This window comes from Paraburkholderia sp. GAS82 (assembly GCF_050436285.1).
GTDB classification, from domain to species: Bacteria; Pseudomonadota; Gammaproteobacteria; order Burkholderiales; family Burkholderiaceae; genus Paraburkholderia; species Paraburkholderia phenazinium_B.
Genome location: NZ_JBNDLX010000008.1, coordinates 430,156 through 437,370, shown reverse-complemented (window position 1 = coordinate 437,370; position 7,215 = coordinate 430,156). Strand labels below are relative to the sequence as shown.

The 7,215-nt window shown below is 62.1% G+C and carries 7 protein-coding genes; all 7 read right to left on the bottom strand.

Annotation, left to right across the window (positions count from 1 at the left end):
* A partial coding sequence (locus P3T17_RS26050; protein ID WP_429409364.1) for a hypothetical protein occupies positions 1 to 262 on the bottom strand: 262 nt, incomplete at its 3' end.
* Between the two features lie 18 nt (positions 263 to 280).
* Positions 281 to 1,951, bottom strand: coding sequence for an apolipoprotein N-acyltransferase (lnt, locus tag P3T17_RS26045; RefSeq protein ID WP_429409363.1), 1,671 nt, complete (start codon positions 1,949 to 1,951; stop codon positions 281 to 283).
* 31 nt (positions 1,952 to 1,982) lie between these two features.
* Complete coding sequence (locus P3T17_RS26040) at positions 1,983 to 2,879, bottom strand: HlyC/CorC family transporter (RefSeq protein WP_074263399.1); 897 nt, start codon at positions 2,877 to 2,879, stop codon at positions 1,983 to 1,985.
* Positions 2,880 to 3,174: 295 nt separating this feature from the next.
* Complete coding sequence (locus P3T17_RS26035; protein WP_429286787.1) at positions 3,175 to 3,846, bottom strand: gamma-glutamylcyclotransferase; 672 nt, start codon at positions 3,844 to 3,846, stop codon at positions 3,175 to 3,177.
* Between the two features lie 34 nt (positions 3,847 to 3,880).
* Entirely contained in the window at positions 3,881 to 4,342 is a 462-nt protein-coding gene (gene ybeY, locus P3T17_RS26030; RefSeq protein WP_429409362.1) for an rRNA maturation RNase YbeY, read from the bottom strand.
* Positions 4,343 to 4,408: 66 nt separating this feature from the next.
* Positions 4,409 to 5,479, bottom strand: a complete 1,071-nt coding sequence (locus tag P3T17_RS26025; RefSeq protein WP_074263402.1) for a PhoH family protein — start codon at positions 5,477 to 5,479, stop codon at positions 4,409 to 4,411.
* 34 nt (positions 5,480 to 5,513) lie between these two features.
* On the bottom strand, positions 5,514 to 6,887 hold the full coding sequence (miaB, locus tag P3T17_RS26020) for a tRNA (N6-isopentenyl adenosine(37)-C2)-methylthiotransferase MiaB (protein WP_429409361.1): 1,374 nt from the start codon (positions 6,885 to 6,887) through the stop codon (positions 5,514 to 5,516).
* Between the last annotated feature and the right edge of the window lie 328 nt (positions 6,888 to 7,215).

The window sequence follows — 7,215 nt, the reverse complement described above, 5'->3', positions numbered from 1 at the left end:
TGAACCAGTTTGCTATCCTGTTTGGTGAACGCTTCACCATGGCGCGTGGATAACGTTTTATAACTCGCCTCGCACACAAAAATGCGGACAGGTTCGCTCCCGCCGTCTCACTCTTCACAGTTAACGTATCAACGATCTTCGGCAAGACAGCCATCAATAGAGCATTGCTAATCATTGTAATAATTTTGAGATCGTGAGAATTTAGCTGAAGATACGACCGGCGATGGAGCCGTACCCGGACAAAAAAATGGCGCTCTTTCAATCAGAGCGCCATGGGGTTTTAACTGCCTCGGTTTCGTCGCCGCACGCTGGGTCCGAAGGCAAATCCAAACGCCAGCAGGAACAGGGAGACCGCCAGCACCGTGTTGTTGCCGCTCGTGACATAAGGCGTATTCCCTGACGTCCCTTGCACCGTGACATCAATCGACCCCACGGTAAAAGGCGCCAACCGCGCAATCACATTCCCACGCGCATCGATCGCCGCCGTAGTACCAGTGTTAGTAGCCCGCAACATCGGCCGCCCCGTCTCCAGCGAGCGCATCCGTGCAATTTGCAGATGCTGATCCAGCGCGATCGTGTCACCAAACCAGGCAAGGTTAGTAGAGTTAACCAACACTCCAGCCGGCGTATCGCTCTCCCGAATCGACCTCGCGATCTCCTCGCCAAAAATATCCTCGTAGCAGATATCAACCGAAACCGGCTGGTTATGCACCATGAACGGCTTCTGCACCGGCGCCCCGCGCGAGAAATCACCAAGCGGAATATTCATCAGGTTCACAAACCAGCGGAAACCCCACGGCACGAATTCGCCGAACGGCACCAGATGATGTTTATCGTAGCGGTATAACTCGTGCGAGCCCGGCGTGATGCCGAACGTACTATTCGTGTAGTCGACAAGTCGTCCTTCCGGCGTGATGGTGCCGCCAATCGCCCCGAACAGGATCGACGTGCCGGTCGAATCGACGAAGTTGCGAACCACGGTAGCAAACGGCACCGGCAATTCCTGGATCAGCACCGGAATCGCCGTCTCCGGCGTCACGACCAGGTCCGCCGGCTTTGCGGTAATCATCTGCTGATATTCGTTGATGGCGGCAACCATGCCGGCCTGCTCGAATTTCATCTCCTGCTTCACGTTGCCTTGCAGCAGCCGCACTTTGAGCGGCGCGTTAGCCGGCACCGTCCACGTGGCCAACGGCAGCAGCATGCCCGCCACGAGCAATGCCACTGCGACAACAGCGGCAGGCGCAACCCGGGCCACGCGCGTCGCGCCCTTACGCAGCTCTGCAGGCTCACGCACCCGCACCACCGCCTGCACGATCAACGCAGCAACCAGCGCCAACATCCAGCCCACGCCGTACACACCCGCCACTGGCGCAAATCCTGCAAGCGGCCCGTCGACCTGCGGATAGCCGCTGGCGAGCCAAGGAAACCCCGTGAACACATAGCCGCGCAACCACTCGCTGACCGCCCACGCACTGGCGAATGCAAACGCGCCATGCCAAGTAGGAGAAAACGGTTTGTCGTCGAGCGTGCCGTTTTGCGCATGCCCAGCGCAAAACGACCACACCCCCGCAGCCAGAGCCGGATACACCGCGAGATACAGCGAAAACAGCACCAGCGCCGCTGCGGCCAGCGGCGGCGACATCCCGCCATAGTCGTGCATGCTGACGTAGAGCCACCACACGCCCGTGACGAAGTTGCCGAAGCCAAACGCTCCGCCTGTCAACGCGGCGCTTTTCCATCCCGTGGTCCGCGTGAGCCACGCGAAGAAAAACGCGAAGATCGCCACTTCGAGCCAGCCGCCGTGCGGCGTCGGCGCGAACGAGAGCGTGTTCGCGGCACCGGCGACCAGTGCGACGAGGTAGTGCCACCGCGGCAACGTCCGGCCCGGCGCTTGCGCCGCCGTGGACGTCACGCCACGGCGCAGACGGGAAGTAATCGGGTCGGCCATTATTGCGCGGTCGTTTTGAGAAGGAAAGAGATCAGGTCTGCACGTGCTGCGCATCGCGCTCGCGCTGGCCGGCGAGCGGATCGCGGCGTACCAGCAGCATGTGAATCTGCCGCGCGTCGCCGCGCAGGATCTCGAAGATCAGGTCGTCGATGCGCACCTTCTCGCCGCGATGCGGCACGCGCCCGAAGTGATGCGTGACGAGCCCGCCGATCGTGTCGACTTCGTCGTCGGAGTAGTGCGTGTTGAACGCTTCGTTGAACTGCTCGATTTCTGTCAGCGCACGCACGCGGTAGCGGCCGTCCGGCGAGGCGATGATGTTGCCGCTTTCCTCGTCGAAATCGTATTCGTCCTCGATGTCGCCGACGATCTGCTCCAGCACGTCTTCAATCGTGATGAGGCCCGCGACGCCGCCGTATTCATCCACGACGATCGCAATGTGATTATGGTTCACGCGGAAGTCATGCAGCAGCACGTTCAGGCGCTTGGACTCCGGAATGAACACGGCGGGGCGCAGCATGCCGCGCACGTCGAACTCTTCTTCCGCGTAGTAGCGCAGCAGGTCTTTGGCGAGCAGCACGCCGATGATGTTGTCGCGGTTGCCTTCGAAGACCGGATAGCGCGAGTGCGCTTTTTCCAGCAGGAAAGGGATGAATTCCGCCGGTGTTTCCGCAATGTTGATCGCGTCCATCTGGGCGCGCGGAATCATGATGTCGCGCGCGCAGAGTTCGGAGACCTGGAAAACGCCCTCGATCATCGACAGCGAATCTGCGTCGATCAGGTTGCGCTCGTGCGCGTCCTGCAGGATTTCCAGAAGTTCGCCGCGGGATTCGGGCTCGGGCGAGATGAAGTCGGTCAGACGCTCAAGCAGGGAGCGTTTTTCCTGTGGTTTGTCGCTAGTTCGGTGTCGACTGGGATACGTGTCGTTCATGGTGGTGCGCCCGGCAAGACTGGGCGCGCTGTTGCAGAGCGTTAAGGATACACCACGCACATGGCAGGACCGTGTCCCGGCGGCCTCGCCAGGGGACAACGGGGCGCACCGCATGCGCAGGGCCTGGTTCAATGCTAACGGATAACGCTGGCCAAAGGGCAATGGAGCAAAAATCCGTGACGCAAGCTCAGTGTAAGGCCAATTGGAGGTTCAGACGTTCCGGCGCTACGACTCCAGGGTTCGCGGTGAGGTGCGCGCGGTCCAGGCGAACGGCCGTTCGCGACCGTTCGGCAATTCAGCCGCCGTCGCTCTGCGCTTCGCGGCAACGGGCCAGCAGCGCTTCCAGTGCGCGGTCCGGCATGCCGCTCTCGCGCAGCGCGGTGACCGTGCGACTGACGTAGTCGAGCGTTGTGCCGTAGCGCCCGCAGGCGCAGCCGAACACGGTCTGCACGATCTCGTCGGCCAGTTTGCCGGTGTAGGACGGCACGTCGCGGCGCATCACGAAGGCGAGCGCCTCGACGCGCCGGCCGTCGGCGAGATTGCACGGCAACCAGGCGGGCCGGTACGAACCCATCGCCATTTCCCGCCGCCAGAGCGCCTCCAGATGCGGCATCGCGCCCTCGGCGGCCAGCCGGAAGGCAATGCCGGTGCACGAGCCGCCTCGGTCGAGTGCCAGCACGAGGCCCGGTTGTTCCGGCGTACCGCGGTTCACCCGTGACCACAGGTACAGGCCGCGGTGATAGCCGTGTACCTTGGAGCGCGTCGCTTCGACCGTCGGCATGCCCGGATTCCAGATCAGCGAGCCATAGCCGAACAGCCACAGATCGCTTTTCCGGTCCCAGTCGCGCAGCGTGCAGTCGAGTGAGGCGCGCAATTCCTCGTCCGTCAGCAGACGCGATTCGCCCAGCTCGGGCGGATAGCCGGGGCAGGGCGGTCGGTCGTCGGGTACGGGGTAGGGGGCGCTCACGGGAATGGCCTACGGGCCTGGTGCGGTTACGGGTCTATTGATAGGGATCGCGGAAGCCGAGCGCGGCGAGGATCTCGGTCTCGATCGCTTCCATTTCCTGCGCTTCTTCCTCGACCTCGTGATCGTAGCCCTGCGCGTGCAGTGTGCCGTGCACCAAAAGGTGCGCATAGTGCTCGGCCAGCGTCTTGCCCTGTTCGGCGGCTTCCTTCTCGACCACCGGACAGCACAGGATCAGATCGCCTGTCACCGGATCGTCTTCCGAATCGGCGTAAGCGAAGGTAAGCACATTGGTCGAGTAGTCCTTGCCGCGATAGGTGCGGTTCAGCGTGCGGCCCTCTTCGGCATCGACGAAGCGCACGGTCAGTTCCGCGTCGGCGAAGAGAGCTGCCTTCACCCAGCCGGCGACCGTCGCACGCGGCAGAATCGCCTTGTGCTCCGGCCAGGCCTTGGCGGCGGGGAATTGCACGTTCAACGTCAGTTTCGGGGTGCGGCTCATGCGTCTGGGCTTTATTGCGTGCTTAACGGGTGAAGGCGGCGTTCAATACGTGACGGCATGGCCGGTTCAACGTGCGTCGGCAGGATTGGCGTTTTTCTGCGAGTGCGCGTCGTAAGCCTCCACGATGCGCGCCACCAGCGGATGCCGCACCACGTCGGCACTGGTAAAGCGCGTCATGGCAATTCCGCGCACGTCCGACAACACCTGCTGTGCCTCGATCAAACCGCTCTTGTGGCCGCGCGGCAAGTCGACCTGGGTCGTATCGCCCGTGACCACAGCCTTCGAGCCGAAGCCGATCCGCGTCAGGAACATTTTCATCTGTTCGGGCGTGGTGTTCTGCGCCTCGTCGAGGATGATAAACGCGTGATTCAGCGTGCGGCCGCGCATGTAGGCGAGCGGCGCGATTTCGATCATCTGCCGCTCGAACATCTTGGCGGTTTTGTCGAAGCCGAGCAGATCGTACAGCGCGTCGTACAGCGGACGCAGATACGGGTCGACCTTCTGCGCAAGATCGCCCGGCAGGAAGCCCAGGCGCTCGCCCGCTTCCACTGCCGGACGCGTCAGCACAATGCGTTTGACCTGGTCACGTTCCAGCGCATCCACCGCGCAGGCCACCGCCAGATACGTCTTGCCCGTGCCGGCCGGCCCGATGCCGAAGGTCACGTCGTGCGCGATGATCTGCTTCAGATATTCACGTTGCGCCGGGGTACGGCCGCGCAGATCGGCACGCCGCGTGTACAGCTTCGGGCCGAGCGCTTCGAGGTCTTCTTCGCCGGTATCGGCCGGTTCGTCGAACGGATGATCCGGGTCGTGGCGAAAGCGCGCGTCCGGACCTTCGCCGCCGTTGGCGCCGTTGCTGCTTTTGCGCGGCGGATGACGTGCTTCGACCAGCGCAAGCTGGATATCGTCCACGGACAGCGGATCGCGCGCGTTGTTGTAGAAATTTTCGAGGGCGGTGAGCGCGAGCTTCGCGCCCCGGCCGCGGATCGAGATACGGTGACCGCGGCGTTGCAGCGTGACGTCGAGCGCCTGCTCGATCTGCCGCAGATTTTCGTCGAGCGGTCCGCAGAGGTTGGCGAGCCGCGCGTTATCTTCGCGCGGTGCGGTGAATTCCAGATGCTGCTGAGAGGTCTTCAAGGCGTTGGATCGATCCTGTCGGTAGTCAGTACGCTTAATGGGTGGTTGTGGGCGCGTCGTCGTGAACCAATACGAGCTCGCCACGTAGCGAATGTGGGTACGCTTGTACGATTTTCACGTCCACCATCTGGCCAATCAGCCGCGCGTGCGATGCCAATGGCACCGGGAAATTCACCACGCGGTTGTTTTCGGTGCGGCCGGCGAGTTCGTTCGGGTCTTTGCGCGCCGGGCGTTCGACCAGAATACGCTCGACCTTGCCCACCATCGACTCGCTGATGCGCGCGACGTTTTCCTCGATCGTGGCCTGCAAATGTTGCAGCCGTTTGAGCTTCACTTCGCGCGGCGTCTCGTCGTGCAGGTTCGCCGCCGGCGTGCCGGGGCGTGGGCTGTAGATAAACGAGAAGCTGGTGTCGTACTTCATCTCGTGAATCAGCGCCATCATCTTGTCGAAATCTTCCTCGGTCTCGCCGGGGAAGCCGACGATCATATCGGTAGAGAGCGACAGGTCCGGGCGGATCGCACGCAGCTTGCGGATCACCGATTTGTATTCGAGCACGGTGTAGCCGCGCTTCATGGCCATCAGGATGCGGTCCGAGCCGTGCTGCACCGGCAGATGCAGATGGCTCACCAGCTTCGGCACCTTGGCGTACGTATCGATCAGGCGCTGCGTGAATTCCTTCGGGTGCGACGTGGTGTAACGGATGCGCTCGATGCCGGGGATATCCGCGACGTATTCGATCAGCGTCGCGAAGTCTGCGATCTCCGATGAGCCGATGGTCAGCGCGCCGCGATAGGCGTTCACGTTCTGGCCGAGCAGCGTAACCTCACGCACGCCCTGATCGGCGAGACCGGCGATTTCGGTCAGCACGTCGTCGAGCGGACGCGACACTTCTTCACCGCGCGTGTACGGCACGACGCAGTAGCTGCAGTACTTGCTGCAGCCTTCCATGATCGAGACGAAGGCGCTCGGGCCGTCGACACGGGCCGGCGGCAGATGGTCGAACTTTTCGATTTCCGGAAACGAGATATCGACCTGGGCACGGCCGCTTTCGCGGCGCTTGTCGATCATCTGCGGCAGGCGGTGCAGGGTCTGCGGACCGAACACCAGATCCACATACGGAGCGCGGGTAATGATCGACGCGCCTTCCTGACTCGCCACGCAGCCGCCCACGCCGATGATCAGGTTCGGATTCGCTTCCTTCAGCTCGCGCGCGCGGCCGAGTTCGGAGAAGACCTTTTCCTGCGCTTTTTCGCGCACCGAGCAGGTGTTGAAGAGAATGATGTCCGCGTCTTCCGGGGTGTCGGTCTTGACGAGGCCGTCAGCCGCACCGAGTACGTCGACCATTTTGTCGGAGTCGTACTCGTTCATCTGGCAGCCGTGGGTCTTTACATAAACTTTCTTGGTCATCGAATTTCGCCGGTCGCAGTGGTTTATCTGGGGGCGTCGTTAAAAAGTGAAGAGAGGCGAAAACGTGCGCGGCTCGGGGCGTGGCGCGAGGCCGGACGCAGTCTTAGGGAGACCTGGCAGCACGTCGACAGCGTAATCCAGCATTATAGCCCGTCACTGCGGGCGGGTTTCCGGCGGTGACGGCTGAACAACAGGTACCTGGACGGGCCGAGGCGTAGCGTGATTTTCAACATTAATTTGAGAATTATTCAAAGGCTAGACCAATTATCAAAGCGGTGCCTGGCGAAGAGAATGCATAGGTCTAAATCCTTTATCCGGCCTACAGCCG

Coding starts and splice junctions, on each gene's coding strand:
- lnt (WP_429409363.1), bottom strand. CDS start 1,951: ATGGCCGACCCGATTACTTCCCGTCTGCGCCGTGGCGTGACGTCCACG.
- P3T17_RS26040 (WP_074263399.1), bottom strand. CDS start 2,879: ATGAACGACACGTATCCCAGTCGACACCGAACTAGCGACAAACCACAG.
- ybeY (WP_429409362.1), bottom strand. CDS start 4,342: ATGAGCCGCACCCCGAAACTGACGTTGAACGTGCAATTCCCCGCCGCC.
- miaB (WP_429409361.1), bottom strand. CDS start 6,887: ATGACCAAGAAAGTTTATGTAAAGACCCACGGCTGCCAGATGAACGAG.